22 protein-coding genes are annotated in these 18,082 nt (G+C 69.0%); 16 read left to right on the top strand and 6 right to left on the bottom strand.

The window, feature by feature from the left end; genetic code table 11:
- Positions 1-6: 6 nt before the first annotated feature.
- The 10 genes from ACFVWR_RS08250 (at position 7) to ACFVWR_RS08295 (ending at position 7,696) form a co-directional block, all read left to right on the top strand.
- Positions 7-561, top strand: coding sequence for a FliO/MopB family protein (locus tag ACFVWR_RS08250; protein WP_387209925.1), 555 nt, complete (start codon positions 7-9; stop codon positions 559-561).
- Positions 558-1,415: a flagellar type III secretion system pore protein FliP gene (gene fliP / locus ACFVWR_RS08255; RefSeq protein ID WP_387209980.1), complete on the top strand. Its 858-nt coding sequence runs from the start codon at positions 558-560 to the stop codon at positions 1,413-1,415. The genes ACFVWR_RS08250 and fliP overlap by 4 nt, the downstream gene beginning before the upstream one ends.
- The gene (locus tag ACFVWR_RS08260) at positions 1,415-1,690 is read left to right on the top strand and encodes a flagellar biosynthetic protein FliQ (protein WP_387209927.1); all 276 of its coding nucleotides are present in this window, start codon (positions 1,415-1,417) and stop codon (positions 1,688-1,690) included. The genes fliP and ACFVWR_RS08260 overlap by 1 nt, the downstream gene beginning before the upstream one ends.
- Complete coding sequence (locus tag ACFVWR_RS08265) at positions 1,690-2,451, top strand: flagellar biosynthetic protein FliR (RefSeq protein ID WP_387209929.1); 762 nt, start codon at positions 1,690-1,692, stop codon at positions 2,449-2,451. Before ACFVWR_RS08260 ends, ACFVWR_RS08265 begins: the two co-directional genes overlap by 1 nt.
- On the top strand, positions 2,448-3,608 hold the full coding sequence (locus ACFVWR_RS08270; protein ID WP_387209931.1) for a flagellar biosynthesis protein FlhB: 1,161 nt from the start codon (positions 2,448-2,450) through the stop codon (positions 3,606-3,608). The genes ACFVWR_RS08265 and ACFVWR_RS08270 overlap by 4 nt, the downstream gene beginning before the upstream one ends.
- A complete protein-coding gene (flhA, locus tag ACFVWR_RS08275; RefSeq protein WP_387209933.1) occupies positions 3,608-5,665 on the top strand; it encodes a flagellar biosynthesis protein FlhA in 2,058 nt (685 codons plus the stop codon). The genes ACFVWR_RS08270 and flhA overlap by 1 nt, the downstream gene beginning before the upstream one ends.
- A gap of 319 nt (positions 5,666-5,984) precedes the next feature.
- Complete coding sequence (locus ACFVWR_RS08280; protein ID WP_387209935.1) at positions 5,985-6,548, top strand: hypothetical protein; 564 nt, start codon at positions 5,985-5,987, stop codon at positions 6,546-6,548.
- Positions 6,549-6,552: 4 nt separating this feature from the next.
- Positions 6,553-6,789, top strand: coding sequence for a carbon storage regulator CsrA (csrA, locus tag ACFVWR_RS08285; protein WP_387209938.1), 237 nt, complete (start codon positions 6,553-6,555; stop codon positions 6,787-6,789).
- A gap of 34 nt (positions 6,790-6,823) precedes the next feature.
- Positions 6,824-7,459, top strand: a complete 636-nt coding sequence (locus ACFVWR_RS08290) for a TMEM175 family protein (protein ID WP_387209940.1) — start codon at positions 6,824-6,826, stop codon at positions 7,457-7,459.
- A gap of 36 nt (positions 7,460-7,495) precedes the next feature.
- Complete coding sequence (locus ACFVWR_RS08295) at positions 7,496-7,696, top strand: hypothetical protein (protein WP_387209942.1); 201 nt, start codon at positions 7,496-7,498, stop codon at positions 7,694-7,696.
- Between the two features lie 57 nt (positions 7,697-7,753).
- Here ACFVWR_RS08295 and ACFVWR_RS08300 read toward each other — a convergent pair whose 3' ends face one another.
- Positions 7,754-8,029 (bottom strand): hypothetical protein, encoded by a 276-nt coding sequence (locus ACFVWR_RS08300; RefSeq protein ID WP_387209944.1) that lies wholly within the window; start codon positions 8,027-8,029, stop codon positions 7,754-7,756.
- 121 nt (positions 8,030-8,150) lie between these two features.
- On the bottom strand, positions 8,151-10,874 hold the full coding sequence (locus tag ACFVWR_RS08305; RefSeq protein WP_387209946.1) for a hypothetical protein: 2,724 nt from the start codon (positions 10,872-10,874) through the stop codon (positions 8,151-8,153).
- A 125-nt stretch (positions 10,875-10,999) separates the two neighbouring features.
- On the opposite strand from ACFVWR_RS08305, the gene ACFVWR_RS08310 reads away from it, so the two are divergent.
- The 4 genes from ACFVWR_RS08310 (at position 11,000) to ACFVWR_RS08325 (ending at position 14,936) form a co-directional block, all read left to right on the top strand.
- Positions 11,000-11,953, top strand: coding sequence for a hypothetical protein (locus tag ACFVWR_RS08310; protein WP_387209948.1), 954 nt, complete (start codon positions 11,000-11,002; stop codon positions 11,951-11,953).
- 79 nt (positions 11,954-12,032) lie between these two features.
- A complete protein-coding gene (locus tag ACFVWR_RS08315; protein WP_387209950.1) occupies positions 12,033-14,288 on the top strand; it encodes a glycoside hydrolase family 3 C-terminal domain-containing protein in 2,256 nt (751 codons plus the stop codon).
- Positions 14,289-14,352: 64 nt separating this feature from the next.
- Positions 14,353-14,559: a hypothetical protein gene (locus ACFVWR_RS08320; RefSeq protein ID WP_387209952.1), complete on the top strand. Its 207-nt coding sequence runs from the start codon at positions 14,353-14,355 to the stop codon at positions 14,557-14,559.
- 26 nt (positions 14,560-14,585) lie between these two features.
- Positions 14,586-14,936, top strand: coding sequence for a hypothetical protein (locus ACFVWR_RS08325; protein WP_387209954.1), 351 nt, complete (start codon positions 14,586-14,588; stop codon positions 14,934-14,936).
- A 69-nt stretch (positions 14,937-15,005) separates the two neighbouring features.
- Here the strand turns inward: ACFVWR_RS08325 and ACFVWR_RS08330 are convergent, their stop codons facing one another.
- Genes ACFVWR_RS08330 through ACFVWR_RS08340 form a run of 3 tightly spaced genes read right to left on the bottom strand, consistent with a single transcriptional unit; the run spans position 15,006 to position 15,884 of the window.
- Entirely contained in the window at positions 15,006-15,218 is a 213-nt protein-coding gene (locus tag ACFVWR_RS08330; RefSeq protein ID WP_387209956.1) for a hypothetical protein, read from the bottom strand.
- Between the two features lie 11 nt (positions 15,219-15,229).
- Positions 15,230-15,577 (bottom strand): hypothetical protein, encoded by a 348-nt coding sequence (locus ACFVWR_RS08335; RefSeq protein ID WP_387209958.1) that lies wholly within the window; start codon positions 15,575-15,577, stop codon positions 15,230-15,232.
- 7 nt (positions 15,578-15,584) lie between these two features.
- Complete coding sequence (locus tag ACFVWR_RS08340; protein WP_387209960.1) at positions 15,585-15,884, bottom strand: hypothetical protein; 300 nt, start codon at positions 15,882-15,884, stop codon at positions 15,585-15,587.
- Positions 15,885-16,034: 150 nt separating this feature from the next.
- Between ACFVWR_RS08340 and ACFVWR_RS08345 the strand changes: the two genes are divergently transcribed.
- Positions 16,035-16,412: a cupin domain-containing protein gene (locus tag ACFVWR_RS08345; RefSeq protein WP_387209962.1), complete on the top strand. Its 378-nt coding sequence runs from the start codon at positions 16,035-16,037 to the stop codon at positions 16,410-16,412.
- Positions 16,413-16,498: 86 nt separating this feature from the next.
- Here ACFVWR_RS08345 and ACFVWR_RS08350 read toward each other — a convergent pair whose 3' ends face one another.
- A complete protein-coding gene (locus ACFVWR_RS08350; RefSeq protein ID WP_387209964.1) occupies positions 16,499-17,149 on the bottom strand; it encodes an HAD family hydrolase in 651 nt (216 codons plus the stop codon).
- 74 nt (positions 17,150-17,223) lie between these two features.
- Here ACFVWR_RS08350 and ACFVWR_RS08355 point away from each other — a divergent pair, with 74 nt between their 5' ends.
- Positions 17,224-18,030: an SDR family oxidoreductase gene (locus ACFVWR_RS08355; protein WP_387209966.1), complete on the top strand. Its 807-nt coding sequence runs from the start codon at positions 17,224-17,226 to the stop codon at positions 18,028-18,030.
- Positions 18,031-18,082 lie beyond the last annotated feature (52 nt).

The raw sequence follows: 18,082 nt of genomic DNA on the forward strand, positions 1-18,082 counted from the left end.
CGAACCGTGGACACCGTTTTCATCGCTCTCCGAGTGCTCGTCGTGCTCGGGGTCATCGTCGCACTGCTCTGGTATGTGCAGCGACGCATGACCAAAGGCAAGCGCGGCAGCGCCCGCCGGGGCAACGCGGTGACGGTCGTGGGCCGCCAAGGAGTGGGCGCCAAGGCGTCCGTCGTCGTCGTTGACGTCGATGGCACGCGGTTCGTGCTCGGCGTCACCGAGCGCGCCGTGAACGTGCTGCACTCCGGTGACCGCCCGGTCGAGCTCGACGCCGAGGTCACCAAGTTGGCTCCGGTGCGCCAGACCTTCGCGAAGCCGATCGTGCGCTCGTTCGAGCGCTCAGACCACACCCACCACGAGAGCGCCGCCGTGCAGCAGGCGCAGGAGCACAACCAGAAGACGTCGAGGCAGGATGCGTCGACGAGCAAGCAAACCAGGCAGGATGCCGATTACCTGAGTGCGCAAGCCCGCGCATCCGTATTCGACGAGGCCCTCAAGGGCTCGATCCTGTCACCGGCAACGTGGAGGCAGGCGAGCTCGGCGGTGCGGCAGAAGAAGTGAGGGCGGCTGTCGGGCGTCTGGCCCGCTCCCCACGCTTCGGTGTCGCGATCCTCCTCGGGGTGATCGCTGCTGTCGCGCTCGTGCTCGTGTCGTCGAACGTGGTGCACGCGGCCACCCTGCCGATGGTGCCCGAGCCCGTGCCGACGCCCACCGGCCCGGCCGGCCCCGCCGCCGGCACCGGAACCGGCGGTCTGACGATCGACATCAACGGACCGAACGGCACGCCGTCGGCGGCCATCCTGACGCTGCTCGGCATCACGCTGCTGTCGGTCGCGCCCGCCCTGCTGCTGATGATGTCGTCGTTCACGAAGATCTTCGTGGTGCTCGCCCTCACCCGCAACGCCCTGGCGCTGCCGTCGATCCCGCCGAATCAGGTGCTCGCCGGCCTCGCGCTCTTTCTCAGCCTGTTCATCATGAGCCCGGTGCTCGTCGACATCAACAACGGCGCGGTGCAGCCGTATCTGAACGGGCACATCGACTTCACGGCCGCGGTGCACGCGGCAGAGGGGCCGCTGCGGGGCTTCATGCTCGCCCACGTTCGCGAGGAGGACATCGCGCTGATGACCCGCGCGGCGGGCCGGGCCAATCCGGCGAGCCCGGCGGCGGTGCCGATGCTCACGCTCATCCCCGCCTTCATGATCTCGGAACTGCGCGCGGCGTTCATCATCGGCTTCGTGATCTTCGTGCCGTTCCTGGTGATCGACATGGTGGTCTCGGCCGCGCTCATGTCGATGGGCATGATGATGCTGCCGCCGGTCATGATCTCGCTGCCGTTCAAGATCCTGCTGTTCATCCTGGTCGACGGATGGGGTCTCATCATCACGTCGCTGATCACGAGCTATCGAGGCGGCTGATGAACGCGAACGCAGTGCTCGACATCGCTATGCAGGGCCTCATGGTCACCGCGAAACTCGCCGCGCCGATCGTGATCACCGCGCTGGTGGTCGGCTTCGCGATCTCGCTCGTGCAGTCGATCACGCAGATCCAGGAGGTGACCCTGTCGTTCGTTCCCAAGGCGGCGGCGGTCGGTGTCGCGCTCCTGATCTGCGGGCACTGGATGATCTCCGAGATGATCGGCTTCACCCACGTGCTGTTCGACAAGATCCCGCTGCTGCTGGGTGGCGGCTGATGAACATCCCCATCGACCTGGCGTCCATCGAGGCGATCGCGCTGGCGTCGCTGCGCATGGTCGCCTTCATCGTGATCGCGCCGCCCTTCTCCTACAACGGCATCCCGTTGCAGGTCAAAGGGATGCTCGCGATCGGTCTCGGTGTCGCCGTCGCTCCGCGGGTCTCCGCCGGGTATCAGTCGGGGGACATCGGGGTGTTCCTGCTCGACATGCTGCGCGAGCTGGCGGTGGGGGCGACGCTGGGCTTCCTGGTGTTCCTGGTGTTCGCCGCCATCCAGTCGGCGGGCAACCTGGTCGACCTGTTCGGCGGATTCCAGCTCGCCCAGGCGTTCGATCCGCAGTCGATGATCAACGGCGCCCAGTTCACGCGTATGTTCCAAATGACAGCGCTGGCGCTCCTGTTCGCATCCGGGGGCTATCAGCTCATCATCGGCGGCCTCGTGCGCTCGTACGACGCGATCCCGTTCGCTGCCGGTATCGACCTCGCCGATCCCGCGAAGGAGATGGTCAACGGCGTCACCCAGATGTTCCTGGCGTCGGTGCAGATCGCCGGGCCTCTGATCGTCGTGCTGTTCCTCGCGGATGTCGGCCTCGGTCTCCTCACCCGTGTCGCCCCTGCGCTGAACGCGTTCTCGCTCGGCTTCCCGCTGAAGATCATGCTCACCATCGTGCTCGCCGCGATCGTGTTCGTTGCTCTGCCCGGCGTCGTGGACGGACTCACCGGCACGGCGGTCAAGACGATGCTGGGGGTGGGGCCGTGAGCGACGCGCAGGAACGCACCGAGCAGGCCACCGAGAAGCGCATGAAGGAGGCCCGCTCCAAGGGCCGTCTCGGCAAGTCGATGGACCTCACCGCCTGGGTCGGGGTCGGAGCGGCCGCGGTGATGCTGCCGTTCACGATCGACCTCGGCAGCAAGGCCGGACTGGCCCAGGTGTTCTCGATCAAGACCGTCATCGAGAACCCCGACCCGGCCACGGCGCTCGAGATGCTCGGCGAGGGGCTGAACAGCATCCTCGCCACCATCGGGCCGTTGCTCGTCGTGACCGCGCTCGCCGTGATCGCTGCTGCGGCGGTGCAGGGCGGCATCCACTTCAAGAGGTTCGAGGGCAAGTACGAGCAGTTCGACATCGTCAAGGGAATCGGCCGGGTGTTCGGGATGCGCGCCCTCTGGGAAGGCGCCAAGACGCTCCTGAAATCCGGCGTGGTGGCGATCGGCCTGTTCCTCGTGGTGCAGGGGCTGATGCCCGTGCTGCTGATGGCCGGGAGCCTGTCGCTGAACTCGCTGCTCGCGGCGGCGTCGAGCGGGGCAGGCGGGCTGCTGCAGGCGGCCGTGGGCGCCGGACTCGTTCTCGCCGGCCTCGACCTCCTCGTGGTGATGCGGCGCAACCGCAAGCAGACCCGCATGACCAAGCGGGAGGTGCGCGACGAGAACAAGAACTCCGACGGCGACCCCCTGGTGAAGTCGCAGCGGCGGTCGCGCCAGCTCGCGATGAGCCGCAACCGCATGATCGGGGCGATCGGCGGGTCGGATGTGGTGCTTGTCAACCCGACGCATATCGCCGTCGCGCTCAAATACGAGCCGGGCAAGTCGGCACCCCGGGTCGTCGCCAAGGGCGCAGGGAACATCGCGTTGCGCATCCGCGAGAAGGCGGAGGAGGAGCGCGTGCCCATCGTCAAAGACGTGCCCCTCGCCCGGGCGCTGCACAGCGCCTGCCGACTCGGCGACGAGATCCCCGTCGAGCTCTACAACCAGGTCGCCCGCGTGCTCGCGTTCGTGATGACGCTGAAAGCGCGAGGGTCAGCTCACGGCGTGCACACCATGACGGCGCCACCGCAGTCCACCGGGGCGGCGCGCGTGCCGGCCCCGGCATCCTCTCCGTCCCCATCCGTCACGGCTGCCGCCGTAGGAGGTCACTGATGAAGTTCATGAACGGCACCGCCGCCAAAGTCACCGTGCCCATCGGGGTCGTCGGCATCATCATGCTGCTGGTCGTTCCGGTGCCGGCCTGGCTGCTCGACACGCTCATCATCGTCAACATCATGCTGGCGCTGGTGATCCTGCTCACCACGATGTTCGTGAAGAAGCCGCTCGACTTCTCCGTGTTCCCGTCGCTGCTGCTCGTGGCGACGCTGTTCCGGCTGGGTCTGAACGTCGCGTCGACCCGGCTGGTGCTCGGCGACGGCTACGCCGGTCAGGTGATCCAGGCGTTCGGTCACGTCGCCGTCGGCGGGTCGATCATCATCGGCGCGGTGGTGTTCCTCATCCTCATCGTCATCCAGTTCATCGTGGTGACGAAGGGCGCCGAGCGCGTGGCCGAGGTCGGCGCGCGGTTCACCCTCGACGCCATGCCGGGCAAGCAGATGGCGATCGACGCCGACCTGAACGCCGGCCTCATCACCGAAGACCAGGCCAGGGCCCGCCGCGCCGAGGTGTCGGCCGAAGCGGACTTCTACGGCGCGATGGACGGCGCGTCGAAGTTCGTGAAAGGGGATGCGATCGCGGGCATCCTCATCATCGTCATCAACGTGGTGGGCGGCATCGCGATCGGCATGATCCAGCGCGGCATGGAACTCGGCGATGCGGTCAACAGCTACACGCTGCTGACCATCGGCGACGGGCTCGTCACGCAGATCCCGGCCCTGTTGATGGCGGTCTCCACCGGCATGATCGTCACCCGCTCCAACGCCGAGAGCGACATCGGCACGACCGCGAGCGCGCAGCTCAGCCAGTCGCGCAACGCCCTCACCATCGCCGGATGCGCCGCCATCGTCATGGCGCTCATCCCCGGCATGCCGCCCATTCCGTTCGTGCTGGTCGGTGCCGGGCTGATCCTGGCTGCCCAGCGCATCAAGACCACGCAGGCCGCCGCGAAGAAGGCAGCGGCCGCGCAGGCGGCGGTCGCCAGCTCGGGCAAATCGGACTCGTCGGAGGATCTGCTCGAACAGATGCGCGTGCACGCGCTCGAGATCACCCTCGCGCCCGACCTCGTCGACATCGTGAGCGGTGCGTCCGACGACCTGCTCGCCCGCGTGCGCGCGCTGCGCCGCAAGATCGCGCTCGAGCTCGGCATCATCGTTCCGCCGGTGCGCACCCGCGACAGTGCCGACCTTCCGCCCGCCACCTACGTGATCAAGATCGCCGGCGTCGAGGCCGGCCGCGGTCAGGCGCCGTCGGGCCGCGTGCTGGCGCTCGGCGACATGCTCGACTCCCTGCCGGGCACTCCCACTGTCGAGCCGGTGTTCGGGCTCGACGCCAAATGGATTCCGAGCGAGATGCGTCACAGCGCCGAGCTCGGCGGCGCGACCGTGATCGACCGCGTCTCGGTGCTCATCACCCACCTGTCGTCGATCATCACCGGCAACGCCGCCCGCCTGCTGACCCGTGAAGACGTGCGGCAGCTCACCGAAGGCGTGAAGCAGGTGAACCCGTCGGCCGTCGACGAGCTGATCCCGAACCTGCTCACGCTCGCGGAAGTGCAACGTGTGCTGCAGGGGATGCTCGTGGAACAGGTGCCGATCAACGACCTGCCGCGCATCCTCGAAGCCCTGGCGCTGCGGGCGAAGATGTCGAACGACCCGGAAGGCCTGGTGGAGGCGGCCCGCGCATCCCTCGGCCCGGCGATCGTCGCCCCGCACCTCGACGGCGGCGCGCTGCGGGTCATCATGATCGACCCGGGCCTCGAACAGGCGATGCTCGAAGGGCTGCGCCCGTCGGAACTGGGAACGCAGATCGTGCTCGACCCGAACCGGCTCGAAGCGGTGCTCTCGTCACTGCGCCAGACCGCCGCGAACCTCGACGAGTCCGGTGTGAACGCGGTGCTCGTGTGCGCGCCGGCGCTGCGCCCTGCTGTGCGGCGGCTCGTCGCGGGCCAGCTCAGCGGACTCGCGGTGCTGTCGTATCAAGAGGTGACGGCGGTGCAGGCCGCCATCGAGACGGTGGGGGTGGTGCGTGTTGCGGAGCCGATCGCGGCCTGAGTGGGAGGCGCCGGGCGCCGCACCTGCGCCTGCCCCCCTGGGAGAGGCTGGCGGCGACGGCGAGCCCGTGCTGCCGGCGATGTCGACCAGCAGCCTCGCGTTCCAGGCCATCCTCGACGATCTCGTGCGCACGGTCGGCGAGGCGGAGTCGGACGCCGAGCCCCTCCGCGCAGCGTCGGGATCGAGGGGGCCTGACACGCCGTCTCGAGAGGCGTCTAGCGGCGAGTCGGGACCCCTGGATGGCGCACCCGAGTTCGCAGGCGGGGTCGAGTCGCAAACGAGGGGGCCCGGCGCGCCGTCTGGCGGAGCGCCTGGCGGCGTGTTGGGACCCCTGGGTGGCGACACGCGCGCGAGCGCGACCGCCACGACCAGCACGAGCGCAGGCGCGAGCGTGCTCGGGCCCCCACCCGCGGTGTTGCGCGGGCGCGGCGACCTGACGCTGGTGGTCGGGCTGGGCAGCGACGCCGTCGCGGCGGCCCGCACGCTTGCCGCGGCCATCGGCGACGCCGAGGTGCGGCCGGGCGGGTGCTCGCGGGCCGCGGCGCCGCGGGTCGACGACCGCCGCGGAGCGCTCCGCGCGCGTGCCGACGGTGTGCGCCGGGACAGGCCGATCGTGGCCGCCTTCGGGATGGCGCGGGGAGCATCCGAGGTCCCCGAGCTCACGGAGGGCCTCGCCGGAATCGAGCCCGACCAGGTGTGGGTGGCCGTCGACGCTTCGCGCAAAGAGTCCGACACGGCGGAGTGGGTTCGCGCGATCGACGCGGTACTCGCGGTCGACGGGATGCTCGTGACGGGTACCGCTCTCACCGCGACTCCCGACAGCGTGCGCGAGCTCGGCATCCCGATCGGATGGCTCGACGGAACACGGGTCGGGATAGGCTGAGCAAATGCTGGTATTGACGCGGAAGGTCGGGGAGCGCGTGCTCATCGGCGACGACATCGTCGTGACCATTCTCGACTCGCGCGGCGACGGCATCCGCATCGGCATCGACGCGCCCCGGGGTGTGCGCATCCAGCGCGACGAGGTGATCAAGGCGATCACCGAGGCCAACCAGGAGGCCACCGCCGCCGCAGCGTCAGCGGACGATCCCGAAGCGCTCATCAAGAAGTCGCTCGGCCTCTGACCCGCGCGCCCGAGCGACCGGCAGAATGACGGCTATGAAGGCGATCAGAACCGAGCGTGGCCTCGACCGGCTGGTGAACTTCTCCGACGCGACGGTCGCGATCGCGATCACCCTGCTCATCCTGCCCCTGGTGGACGTGGCGACCGAGATGGGCGATCACACGGTCGTCGAGGTGCTCGGCGACCACTGGGGGCAGCTGCTCGGGTTTCTGATCTCGTTCTGGGTGATCGGACGCTTCTGGATCATCCACCACCAGGTGTTCGAGTGGGTCGCCGACTACACGTACGGTCTCGTCTGGGCGAACCTGCTCTGGATGTCGTCGATCGTCTTCATCCCGTTCGTCGCCAACGCGCTGGCCAACATCGACACGACCGACCGGCCCGACCTCTACGCCCTCTACATCGGCACGATGATCGTGACCTCGCTGTCCATGGCGCTGATCGAGGTGATCCTCGCCCGTCAGCCGGAGCTGCTGCGGGAGGACGCGCGCGGTCGCATCGAGTTCGTGCGCGTGTTCGTGCCGTCGGGCATCCTCGTGCTCGCCCTGATTCTGGCCGTCTTCTTTCCCCGCGTCGGCATGTTCTGGCTGCTGCTGCTCTTCGTCGCGCGGCCGCTGACGATGCTGCTGCGACGAGTCTTCCGCGCGCGGGGTTCACAGACGGCGCGCTGAGGGTTAACGTCGCGGTCACAACAGGCAGGAGAACCCATGCGTCCCAAGACCCTTCTCATCCTCGCGATCGCTGCTGCGGCCTACGTTCTCGGCGCGCGCGCCGGTCGTGAGCGCTACAACCAGATCACGAAGGCGGTCACCTCGTTCTGGAACGATCCGACCGTGAAGAAGGCCCGCAAGGATGCGTCGAAAGAGGCGCACAAGGCACGCAAGGCTGTGCAGAAGAAGCTCCGCTGACCTGCCTCGTCGCCCGTCCGCCCTCAGCGCTGGGCTGAGACGGATGGGCGGCGAGCGCTAGCCCGCGTGGCGGGGGCCGGGCTTCGGGTGCTCGGTTTCCGTCACCTTCTCGGTCTCCGTGTAGTCGCCCTGCTCCTCTTCGGTCGAGGTCTCCTGCACGCCGTCGGCGTCGACATAGCTGCCCTCGGTCTCCGACTCCGGCCCGGCGAACTCAGCCGACTCCGTGTACTGCCCGTGAACCGTGCGCTCTTCCGGCCCTTCGCCGTTCGCCTCGGTGTACGTGCCTTCGAGGTTCTCCCGATCGTCGCCGGCCTTCTCTTCGTAGTCGCTCATCTGGCTCCCTCTCGGTTCGTCTTCGAACGGTGCCGCGAACGGCGCTCACCGTCGGGCGTGAGGCGACTCTACGCCCGCGCCCTCCGCCCGGCTAGCCGAACCGGCGCACGTTCGTGCAGTTTCAGAGGAGGTCGATCATCCGCTTCAGGTTCGCCATGTACTGCACCGACGCCTGGTAGTTCGGATGCGTCGCGATCTGCACGAGATACTCGGGCGGCCCGAACTCGTCGGCACCGCTGTCGATGTCGTTCGCGCGATGGCTGTGGTCGGGGAACCCGAGGTAGTCGGTGCGGCGCCACAGGTTGAACCAGGCGACTCGTCCGCTGGGCTGGGTCAGCAGTTCCATCAGGGTCGGATCCTCCGCGTCGGTGGACACGCGCGCACGTGCGGCCAGCACGTCGTCGGCGACGCTGTGGTCTTCGATGACCTGGCGGAACCACGGGTCGGCCCGCCAGAGCGAGGGGCCGGACTGCGGCCTCGTGCCGAGGGCTCCCGGGCCGAAGAGCTCGGGCCAGAACCGGCCGAAGTACACCCGCAGCTGCGTGCCGTACGTCAGAAGGCCCACGTTCTTGATCGCCACGCGCGTGTCGGGCTGAAGCGTCAGGAGGCACGCGACCGCGAGCACCGCGCCGAGGCTGTGAGCGCTGAGGATGACCTTGCGGTCGTTGTCGGCAGACGGCCCCGCCGGTCCGAGCCATTGGAGCACCCGCTGACGGAGTTCCGGCACCACGCGTTCGGCGTAACAGGGAGGCCCGAACGGATGCCCTGCCCGCGGAAGAAAACAGATCAGGTCCCACATGACCCCGAGCGGGCGTTCTTTCGACGTGACCGCGTTCGCGGCCACCATCACCACCGCGGCCACGGCGATCGCCCCGAGCACGCTGACGACGAGCGCCTGATAATTGCGCCAGAGGTCGACGTCGATGTGCACCGTGAGCGCGAAGACGAACGCGACGGCCAGGAGCCCGGCGAGGATGCCCAGGATGGGCTCACCGCGATGGAACATCGCCGCGAACCGACGCGCTCGCAGCATCTTCATCGAGAGCTTGCCGGCATCGCTCACGAAGGTGACCCGGTCATCCGTGTACTCACCCAGCGGGTAGCGCAACGGGCGCCCGCCGCCGGTCTCTGGGGTGGTCAGCAGGGGCACCCGCACCAATCGCAGGAACACCATCACCCCGACGAGGACGAGCAGGATGAGCGCGAGCGGAGGGATCGTCACGCCGAAATCGCGGAACGCCGGTGGCGGGGTCAGCTTGCCGAAGGCCGCTGCGGCCGCCGCGCCGGTGGTGGCGGTTCCCGTCTCCAGCCAGGTCTCCGTGCCGAGAACGAGCAGAGTGGAGAGGATCATCGCGGCGCCGAGCGCGAGCAGCATGAGCACGCCCGGCCCCATCCCGCTCCAGCCCTGGTATCGGTATGTCTTGTGGTGCGCGATGGGTACGAACACGATGAGGGCGAGCAGCGCCAGCACGCACGCGCCCGCGATGACGAAGCAGACCGTGCCGAGGGTGCTGCCCTGGCGTTGGGACACGGCCGTGAGCAGCGCGAGGCCGGCCACCGTGACGAGCACGATCGACTGCCAGCGCGACACACCCCGCCGCCAGCCGAGCGCCGACAGGCAGATCGCCACCATCGCGCCGAGCAGGATGGACGGAGCGGCGACAAGCCCCAGAAACTCCCGGTCGCCCGCCGCCTCGCGGTAGTCGCCGGCGAGTGCGACGACGACAGCGGTGAAGGTGAACACGGCCACAGCCGCCGCGAGCGTCCACCCGGCGAAACGCTCGCGGGTGTGCTGTCGACGGCGCACGTTCCGCTCGCGGCTTTCGGCATCCACGGCCTTCGGAACCGTGTCGGCCGCAGCGGCGATGCGAATGACGACCACCACGAGACCAGCGGCCGCGGCGAGCATCCCGAGGGCGGGCAGGAGGGCCGCCGACAACGGCCCGGATGCCAGGTTCAGGCTCCCGTGCGTCGGGTCGAAGAAGCTGTCGAGACTTCCGCACCCGGCGCTGCCGGCGAAGACGCGGTCCCAGCCGAGCAGCAGTGCGATGAGCAGGAATGCCGCAGCCAGGTGCAGCCACTCGGTCGGCGACCCGACGCGGGCCTGATCCCAGAACCCGTCCGACGCGAGCGGCCGGCGGCGGGTTCCACCCCCCTCGCGCATCGCCTTGACGGTCTCGAAGATGCCGGCTTCGTAGCGCATCCGGGCGTGATGGGAGACGAGAAAGAGCACGACGACGCCGACGATGGGCAGAAGGGCGAGAATGGCGAGCCGTGGCCCGCGCTCCGGCGCGACCGACGCGAAGAAGGCCGTGAGCGGTGTGGGCAGTGCGGGGCAGCCGCGGCGATCGCCGAGACACTGCGAGCCGACGAGATCGAGACTCACCGACGCGAGCGCGCAGGCGTAGAGCAGCGTGAGGCCGAGGGCGAAGACCCGCAGCGACGAGGCCCCGCGCCCCGCGCGCCACTCGTTGCTGCCCTTCTGAACCGGCACTTTGCGCGCCCAGTAGGCCGCGTTGCAGAGCCCGAACGGAAGAAGCAGCAGCCAGGCGACCTGCACGAAGAACTGTCCGAGCACGAACAGCGCACCGCCGTCGGTGCGCGCGAGAGCACCCCACGAATACGCCTCGCGCCGAACGCCGGCCGGAGGCGTCGCCGGGTCGGTCGCGCCCGAGGTGTCAGCGGCGGCGGAACCCTTCGCTATCCAGAAACCGCCCTTGTCATCGCCCTGATCGAGGCGCAGATCTGCTGCGGGAAGGCCGAGCATCTCCGACGGTGGAGTGTTCTTGATCCCATGGATGCGCAACTCGAGAATGCGCGGCTCGTCCTGCTCCGGCTCAGCCATGATGGGCGGAGCCTACTCGCCGTGAGCTTTTCTCGTCTAGCGTTTCGGCCTGGCAGACCGGCGGTCCGCTAGCCTGATCCGAGGGGGCGGTCTCCGCGCCCGTTTCGGTGAGGAAAGGCTTAAACGTGGCGTCTGCAGTCAAGAAGAGAAGCGCACTGGGGCCCTGGGCTCCGCGGGTTCTGATCGCGGCGGTGGTGCTGTCCGCGCTGCTGTCGATCGGGTTCGTGCTGTTCGGGGTGAGCGGCGAGACGCTCGGCCGGGTGCTGAGCACCAACGTCACTCTCGTGGTGTTCGCGCTTCTGGTGTGGGCCGACTCCGTGCTCGGGCGGTACCGGCCCGACTGGTTCGAGTTCTCCTCGCTCGCCGCCGACGCCTACCTTCTGCTCGTCTGGATCGGGGTCATCTGGCTCGGGCCGTTCGGAACGTTCTCGGGCTCCGACACGTTCGCGAACTTCTTCGTGAGCCTCGGAGTGCTGCTCTGGGTGCGGGCGATGCTCGGACTCGGCGACCTGCTGCGACTGCTCTGGAACCGGATGCGCTCGTCGGTGACCGACGTCATCGCGGTGGTCGGGCTCATCGCGATCGCCCTCGTGGCCGTGCTGGTCACCCTGCCCGCGCCGTATCCGCTGCACGACCTGTGGGACCTCGACTTCTACGGCCGCGTCATCGGCGCGCTGAGCATCGTCGCGGGCGGGTGCTTCGTGCTCGTGCCGCTGTGGGCGCTGCTCGGCTCGCGTGGCGAGAAGGCGCACGCGTTCGGTGCTCCGGGAGCCTACGGGCAACCGGTCGCGTATCCGCAGTCGGTTCCTCCGGCCTCTGCGCCCGTCGCTCCCGCACCGGCGCCCGCTCCTGCTGCAGCGCCGGCGCCCGCTCCCGCGCCCGCCCCTGCTGCCGCTCCGAGCATCCCGCCGATGGCGTTGGCCTGGCCGCTGCTGGCTGACGGTCGTCCGGTGCCCGCCGGCCAGGATGGACACCCCGACTTCTCCCGGCTTGCGCCCACCGACCACCTCGCGTGGCCGACCTTCGCCGACGGCAGCCCGGTTCCGGCCGGCCCCGACGGCGCGCCGCTCTACCGCTGACCTCCAGCGGCACCGGACGGACGCAAAACCGAGTGTTGTAAGGTATTGCCAGCACCCGCGACCGTATCGAAGGAGAATCATGGCCGACAGTCTGCCTCGCGCCTCGGCGCTGACCACCGAAGAGAAGGCCGCGCTGACGAGCGGGGCGAGTTTCTGGGAGTCGAAGGGCATCGACCGCGTCGGCATCCCGTCGATCTACCTCACCGACGGCCCGCACGGAGTGCGCAAGCAGCGTGAGGGCGGCGACCACCTGGGCATCGGCGACAGTGTTCCCGCCACCTGCTTTCCGCCCGCGGTCGCGCTCGGATCGTCGTGGGATGCCGAGCTGCTCGAACGCGTCGGCACGGCTCTCGGCGAGGAGGCGAAGGCGGAAGGCGTCGGCGTGCTGCTCGGCCCCGGCATCAACATCAAGCGCTCGCCGCTCTGCGGTCGCAACTTCGAGTACCTGTCGGAAGACCCCATCCTCAGCGGGCGACTCGGCGCGGCCCTGGTGAACGGTCTGCAGTCGCAGGGCGTCGGTGCGTCGCTCAAGCACTTCGCCGCGAACAACCAGGAGACCGACCGGTTGCGGGTGAGCGCAGACATCGACGAGCGTCCCCTGCGTGAGATCTACCTCCGCGGCTTCCAGCACGTCGTGCAGCACGCGCAGCCCTGGACGGTCATGTGCTCGTACAACCGCATCAACGGCATCTACGCGAGCGAGAATCCTTGGCTGCTGACCAGTGTTCTGCGCGACGAGTGGGGCTTCGACGGCGTCGTCGTCTCCGACTGGGGCGCGGTGAACGACCGGGTCGCCGCTCTGGTGGCCGGCCTCGACCTCGAGATGCCGTCGAGCAACGGTGTGACGGATGCGAAGCTCGTCGCCGCCGTCGGCGACGGTTCGCTCGACGAGTCCGTTCTCGACACGGCCGCCGATCGCATGATCGACCTCGTGCAGAAGGCGATCGGCGGCGCGGACTCGAACGCGGACTACGACCGCGAGGCGCACCACGCGCTCGCTCGCGAGGTGGCAGCACGCAGCGTCGTGCTGCTCAAGAACGACGGCGTCCTCCCGCTCGAAGCCGACGCAGGCCGCATCATCGCCGTGATCGGTGAGTTCGCCCGCACACCGCGCTACCAGGGCGCCGGCAGCTCGCAGATCGTGCCGACCAAGCTCGACAACGCGCTCGACGAGCTCCGCGCGCTCGCCGGCTCCACGACCGTGACCTTCGCGCCCGGCTATGTCGTCGGCGATGGCGACGCCTCCGGGCTGGTCGCCGAGGCCGTCTCCGCGGCCGAAGCGGCCGACGACGTGCTCGTCTTCCTCGGGCTTCCGGGGGAGGACGAGTCCGAGGGCTTCGACCGCGACCACCTCGAACTGCCGTCCGCTCAGACCGAGCTGCTGAATGCGGTGCTCGCCGCCAACCCCCGCGTCACCGTCGTGCTCTCCAACGGCGGCGTGGTGCGGGTCTCCGCCTGGGCCGACCGCGCCCAGGCGATCGTCGAAGGCTGGCTGCTCGGCCAGGCCGGCGGCGGCGCCGTGGCCGATGTGCTGTTCGGGGTCGTCAACCCGTCCGGACGCCTGGCCGAGAGCATCCCGCTGCGCCTCGAAGACACCCCCGCGTTTCTGAACTTTCCGGGCGAGAACGGCCACGTGCGCTACGGCGAGGGGCTGTTCGTCGGCTACCGCGACTACGACGCGCGCGACGCCGCCGTCAGCTTCCCGTTCGGGCACGGCCTCTCCTACACGTCGTTCGAGTTCTCGGGCCTGACGGTCACCGAGTCGGAGGGCGGCATCGCCGTCGAGCTGTCCGTCGCCAACACCGGAGACAGGGACGGACGCGAGATCGTGCAGGTCTACGTCGGCGTTCCCGGGTCGGCGGTGAGCCGGCCGCTTCGCGAACTCAAGGGCTTTGCGCCGGTCGCGGTCGCCGCTGGGGCGAGCGAATCGGTGAGCATCGCCATCCCCGCCGAAGACCTGGCCTATTTCGACACCGCGCGCGGCGCCTGGGTGGTGGAGGGCGGCGACTACGTCGTGTCGGTCGGCGCCTCGTCGCGCGATCTGCGCGCATCGGCGACCGTGACGCTGGCGGGCGACGCCGGCCCGGCGAAGCTGACAGCGGAGTCGACGATCGGTGAGTGGCTGAAGCATCCGGTCGGTGGTCAGCTCCTCGGCGGAGCCCTCGCGCAGACCGCCGACGCAGGGATGGGCGCCATGCTCGCCGACCCGTCGATGATGCGCATGGTCGAGTCGATGCCGCTGGGCCGCGTCGCGTCCTTCCCCGGAAGCCCGGTGACCGCGGAACAGCTCGACCAGCTCGTCGCCGCTGCGAACGGAGCGGGCGTTCCGGCGTAGTACCCCGTAGCTTCATCCCGCTGAACCCCTTGCGAGAGCGAGGGGTTCGGCGTTTGTTGGGGTCATGAGCGATCCAACGAAACCGGAAGAACCGATCACGGGTCACGACCAGACCAACGGTCTCGCCGAAGGACTCGAAGGAGACGACGGCGGAGCGGTCGATCCCTCGCCGGACGAGAACGTGATCAGCGAGGCCATCCGTGACCTCGACGATCCGCTCACCGACGAGGAGTCCGCCGAGACGCCGTACAGCGAAGAGGGCAAGCCGTAGGGCAAGCCCGGGAAAGGAGCACGCCGATGTCAGACACCAGCGGACTACCGAACACGAACGCCGACGGCGTCCCCATCGAAGACGAGCCGGAGCGGTTCGAAGGTGGGGCCCCGTCGCAGGGGCAAGAAACGCAAGACGCGCAGGCCGCCGAGCCTGCCGAGACCGAACCGGGTCAGGGCGACACCGCCGCTGAGGGCGCGACGGCCCCTGAGGGTGCGGCGGCCGCTGAGGGTGCGACGGCCCCTGAGGGGGCCGAAGACGTCACGGATGCGTCGACGACCGGAACCGAGGCGGCCGAGCCGCCGCCGGCCGATTTCGATCCGGCGCAGCAACCGTCGAATCCAGACCTGGTGAAGAACACCGAGCCGCCGGACTGACCCCTCCGGCGAGACCCCGCGCGGCTGAGCCGAGCGGGGTCTTCTCGTGTGCGCCGCGCGGGTCTCGCGTCAGGGATGCGGGGCACGCGACGCGTACATCCAGCCCGCCCCTGCCGCGAGCCCGGCCGCGCAGAGCGAGATGCCCGTCACGAGCACGGAGTTGCCGCCGGCTCCGCCGCGCGGAAGTAGGAGACCCGCGATGAAGGTGAGCGCGCCGAGGTTCAGCAGGGCGGCGGATGCCCAGCCCAGTGCCGTCCTCAGCGTCGGTCTCACGCTGGTCATCGTAGCGGCCGTCACTTCTTGTCGATCAGTTCGAGCAGGTTCTTGGTTGCTTTGGCGATCTCGTCGTGGTCGTTCTGTGCTGCCCTGCTCTCGAGCGAGATCACGGCGCAGCGGTGCACTTTCTTGAAATCGCCGAACGGAAAGCTGTAGCGGCCCTTGGTGTCCTCCGACTTGTCGGTGTCGATCCCGAGGTGCCACTCGCTGTAATCGCCATAGCCGTGCTCGTCGATGAATGCGTTCTGAGCGTCGGTGCTGGGCGCGTGTTCGCTCCAGTCGTCGCGGTCGTCGCGCACGACTTTGCCCTCTTCGACCAGCTTGCGGGCGTGGGTCAGCGCTTTGCGGTTGAGTTTGATGGTCATCGGATTGTCACGCCTCTCCTTGATTTCCGGTGGATGCGGGCGCCGGTTCGAGTGCCTCGTTGATGAGCGACGAGACGAGCATCTTCCAGTCGGAGCCTTCGTGCAGCGTCTCGGTGTGCCCCGGCGGGATAGCGCCGAACACCGGCTCGTGCTCCTCCCCTTCGCGGGCGACCCTCACGAGCACGCCGAGCTGGGCGTGCGACTCGTCGAGAACCACCCAGCGCCCTGCGGCCTCCTTCTCGACGTGGAAGATGCGCTCCCGGTACGGAAACCGAACACTGGACATCTCGAGCTCGCTGGCAGACATGGTGACCCCTCTCGGCTGATGCGCGACGATCGCTCAGACGACCGACGTCTAAGAGGCATCAAACGCCCGTGCGTCGCGGGGCGCAAGGGTTGGGCTCCTGCCGCCACCGGAATCCCCGGCCTACCGGCGGCTCGCAATAGGTTGGAACCCATGACCCAGCATGTGCGCAACCTCGACACCGCTCTCGCCCAGATCGCCGAACCGTGGCAGCCGCACCGCGTCGCCAGCGTCAACGACTATGACGTGAAGGTCGTGAAGCTGAACGGCGAGTTCGTGTGGCATTCGCATCCGGAGACCGACGAGCTGTTCCTCGTGCTCTCGGGCCGCCTCACCATCCAGTTGCGTGACGGGGATGTGGAACTCGGCCCGAACGACCTCTATGTCGTACCGCGCGGGGTCGAGCACTGCCCGAAAGCCGAGGGCGACGTCACCGCCGTTCTCATCGAGCCGCAAGGAACCGTGAACACCGGGGACGCGCCCGGCGACCGCACCTCGCCCCTGCGCGAGCTGCCGCCCCTCCAGCCCTGAGGATTCGTGCGAATAGTGCGCTCCCCAGCCCGCCGGCCGCACTTTTCGCACGAACGGACGGGCTGACGGCCGGGCGGACGGGCGCGTCAGAGCACGTCGTCGAGGGCGGCGAGCAGGGCGGCCGGGTCTTCGTAGACGGCGAAGGCGCCGGCATCCGCGAGTTCGTCGGCACCCGTTCCGCCGCTCAGCAGCCCGATGGAGCGGATGTGCGCCCGCGCGGCCGCCTTGAGGTCCCAGATCGCGTCGCCGACCATGATCGCCTCGGAGGGTGTGGCATCCGCACGGTCGAGGGCGACCTCCAGGATGCCGGGGTCGGGCTTCGCCTCGTCCACGTCATCCGCCGAGGTGGTCGCGAACAGCGCGTCCCCCGCGTCGAGAGCCTCGAGAAGCAACTCCAGTTCGTCGTCGGGCGCCGAGGTCGCGAGCACCACCCGCACGCCGCGGTCGGAGAGAGCGCGCAACAACTCGGCGGCACCGGCGATGGGGCGCAGGCGCGGGGCCATCTCCTTGTACAGCCGGGAGTGGATGTCTTTGGCGCGCTCTGTCCAGTCGTCGTCGCGCTCGCCGACGAGGGAGGTCAGCAGCTTGGCCGAGTCCTGGCCGATCGAGCGGTGGATGCGCCAAGCGTCAACCGGCTCGCCGAGTTCAGCGAAAGCGCGCTGCCAAGCGTCGACGTGCAAGAAGTTGGAGTCGACGAGCGTGCCGTCGACGTCGAAGAGTGCCGCAGAAACGGTCATGTTCCCTGTCTACCCGTCGAGCGGCGAGACTCAACCCCTTGCCCATGCCGTCGTTCCGGCGCAGACTCCGCTGCATGGCTGAGACAGAATTCGCACCCAAGACCGCGATCGTCACCGGATCGGACTCGGGCATCGGCCGGGCGACAGCCGTCGCGCTCGCTGAGGCGGGCCTCGATGTCGGCATCACCTGGCACTCCGACGAGGAGGGCGCAGAGGAGACCGCCCGCCTCGTGCGCGAGCGCGGCACGCGGGCCGTCGTCACGAGGCTCGACACGACCGACGCTCCCGCCTGCGGGGATGTGGTCGACTCTTTGGCCGACGAGCTCGGCGGCTGCGACGTGTTCGTGAACAACGCCGGCGTCAACGGTGGGCCGGCCTTCTTCGACACCGATTGGGACACGTGGCGCACCACCGTCGCGGCCGACCTCGACGGGCCGTTCGTCTGCATCCAGCGCATCGCCCGGCGCATGGTCGACGCGGATCGCGGTGGCCGCATCATCGCCGTGACCAGCGTGCACGAGCACCAGCCGCGGGTCGGCTCGTCCGCTTATGACGCGGCGAAGCACGGCCTAGGCGGGCTGGTCAAGACGCTCGCGCTCGAACTCGGCGAGTACGGCATCACCTGCAACACTGTCGCGCCCGGCGAGATCTCCACGCCGATGAACGACGCGGAAGACGAGGACCCGCACGAGGTCGAGCGCCCCGGCATCCCGCTCGGCCGCCCCGGCGACGCGCGCGAGGTCGCCGCCGTGATCGCTTTCCTCGCCTCGCCGCAGGCCGCTTACGTCACCGGCGCATCCTGGACCGTCGACGGCGGGATGCTCCAGATGGGCCCCCAGGCCGGCTCCCACCTCACGACCAACGCCTGGCGAACCCCCTAACCTCCCCCAAAGCAATCGACTCCGGGAAGAATGCTCTCGAACAGCCCGTTCG

Origin of the sequence: Leifsonia sp. NPDC058292 (assembly GCF_042880955.1) — a bacterium.
GTDB lineage: Bacteria > Actinomycetota > Actinomycetes > Actinomycetales > Microbacteriaceae > Leifsonia.

Coding starts and splice junctions, on each gene's coding strand:
- ACFVWR_RS08260 (WP_387209927.1), top strand. CDS start 1,415: ATGAACGCGAACGCAGTGCTCGACATCGCTATGCAGGGCCTCATGGTC.
- ACFVWR_RS08265 (WP_387209929.1), top strand. CDS start 1,690: ATGAACATCCCCATCGACCTGGCGTCCATCGAGGCGATCGCGCTGGCG.
- flhA (WP_387209933.1), top strand. CDS start 3,608: ATGAAGTTCATGAACGGCACCGCCGCCAAAGTCACCGTGCCCATCGGG.
- csrA (WP_387209938.1), top strand. CDS start 6,553: ATGCTGGTATTGACGCGGAAGGTCGGGGAGCGCGTGCTCATCGGCGAC.
- ACFVWR_RS08290 (WP_387209940.1), top strand. CDS start 6,824: ATGAAGGCGATCAGAACCGAGCGTGGCCTCGACCGGCTGGTGAACTTC.
- ACFVWR_RS08295 (WP_387209942.1), top strand. CDS start 7,496: ATGCGTCCCAAGACCCTTCTCATCCTCGCGATCGCTGCTGCGGCCTAC.
- ACFVWR_RS08300 (WP_387209944.1), bottom strand. CDS start 8,029: ATGAGCGACTACGAAGAGAAGGCCGGCGACGATCGGGAGAACCTCGAA.
- ACFVWR_RS08305 (WP_387209946.1), bottom strand. CDS start 10,874: ATGGCTGAGCCGGAGCAGGACGAGCCGCGCATTCTCGAGTTGCGCATC.
- ACFVWR_RS08315 (WP_387209950.1), top strand. CDS start 12,033: ATGGCCGACAGTCTGCCTCGCGCCTCGGCGCTGACCACCGAAGAGAAG.
- ACFVWR_RS08320 (WP_387209952.1), top strand. CDS start 14,353: ATGAGCGATCCAACGAAACCGGAAGAACCGATCACGGGTCACGACCAG.
- ACFVWR_RS08325 (WP_387209954.1), top strand. CDS start 14,586: ATGTCAGACACCAGCGGACTACCGAACACGAACGCCGACGGCGTCCCC.
- ACFVWR_RS08330 (WP_387209956.1), bottom strand. CDS start 15,218: ATGACCAGCGTGAGACCGACGCTGAGGACGGCACTGGGCTGGGCATCC.
- ACFVWR_RS08335 (WP_387209958.1), bottom strand. CDS start 15,577: ATGACCATCAAACTCAACCGCAAAGCGCTGACCCACGCCCGCAAGCTG.
- ACFVWR_RS08340 (WP_387209960.1), bottom strand. CDS start 15,884: ATGTCTGCCAGCGAGCTCGAGATGTCCAGTGTTCGGTTTCCGTACCGG.
- ACFVWR_RS08345 (WP_387209962.1), top strand. CDS start 16,035: ATGACCCAGCATGTGCGCAACCTCGACACCGCTCTCGCCCAGATCGCC.
- ACFVWR_RS08350 (WP_387209964.1), bottom strand. CDS start 17,149: ATGACCGTTTCTGCGGCACTCTTCGACGTCGACGGCACGCTCGTCGAC.
- ACFVWR_RS08355 (WP_387209966.1), top strand. CDS start 17,224: ATGGCTGAGACAGAATTCGCACCCAAGACCGCGATCGTCACCGGATCG.